Annotated in this window: 1 rRNA gene; it reads left to right on the forward strand. The window is 52.2% G+C overall.

Annotation, left to right across the window (positions count from 1 at the left end):
• Window positions 1–832 (forward strand): 16S ribosomal RNA (locus QP363_RS12595); the annotation flags it as partial.
• Window positions 833–1,258: the final 426 nt, after the last annotated feature.

Genomic DNA, 1,258 nt, shown 5'->3' on the forward strand with positions numbered 1-1,258 from the left:
AGGAGGAACACCGATGGCGAAGGCAGGTCTCTGGGCAGTTACTGACGCTGAGGAGCGAAAGCATGGGTAGCAAACAGGATTAGATACCCTGGTAGTCCATGCCGTAAACGGTGGGCGCTAGGTGTAGGGGGCTTCCACGTCTTCTGTGCCGTAGCTAACGCATTAAGCGCCCCGCCTGGGGAGTACGGCCGCAAGGCTAAAACTCAAAGGAATTGACGGGGGCCCGCACAAGCGGCGGAGCATGTGGATTAATTCGATGCAACGCGAAGAACCTTACCTGGGCTTGACATACACCAGATTGCTGCAGAGATGTAGTGTCCCTTGTGGTTGGTGTACAGGTGGTGCATGGTTGTCGTCAGCTCGTGTCGTGAGATGTTGGGTTAAGTCCCGCAACGAGCGCAACCCTTGTCTTATGTTGCCAGCATTTGGTTGGGGACTCATGAGAGACTGCCGGGGTTAACTCGGAGGAAGGTGGGGATGACGTCAAATCATCATGCCCCTTATGTCCAGGGCTTCACACATGCTACAATGGTCGGTACAACGCGCAGCGACACTGTGAGGTGGAGCGAATCGCTGAAAGCCGGCCTTAGTTCGGATTGGGGTCTGCAACTCGACCCCATGAAGTCGGAGTCGCTAGTAATCGCAGATCAGCAATGCTGCGGTGAATACGTTCCCGGGCCTTGTACACACCGCCCGTCACGTCATGAAAGTTGGTAACACCCGAAGCCAGTGGCCTAAACTTGTTAGGGAGCTGTCGAAGGTGGGATCGGCGATTGGGACGAAGTCGTAACAAGGTACCCGTACCGGAAGGTGCGGGTGGATCACCTCCTTTCTAAGGAGCTTTATTGTGGCACCAGTTGGTGTCTTTAAGCATGTGAGTGTTTTTTCATGTGCGTGGTGGTTGAGTGAACGATTGTTTTGCTGCCACCGTATTGTTAATCGGGTGGAGATACATCTTAACCAGAATGATTTATTAGCCAGCGCGGCACTTGTTGAGTGTCTGTTTTGAAAAAGTACGTGGTGCATTGTTGGGTGTCTGGGGCATTGTTCCCTGGTTGTTTAACCCACATGAGCTTGATGGTCGGAGTGCTTAATGTTCTGGTTGTTGGGCTGGTGTGGGGTGTTGTGTGAGAACTGTATAGTGGACGCGAGCATTAAACCATATGCTTGCTGCTGATACGTGCTTTGTGCGTGTGTTGGTGGTGGGTTGTGGTTTGTGTGATTTCTTTGTTCTTTTGTGTTTTGTGTGTTCACACCA

It is taken from the genome of Corynebacterium sp. UMB6689 (assembly GCF_030215295.1).
In the GTDB taxonomy this organism is placed as follows: Bacteria; Actinomycetota; Actinomycetes; order Mycobacteriales; family Mycobacteriaceae; genus Corynebacterium; species Corynebacterium aurimucosum.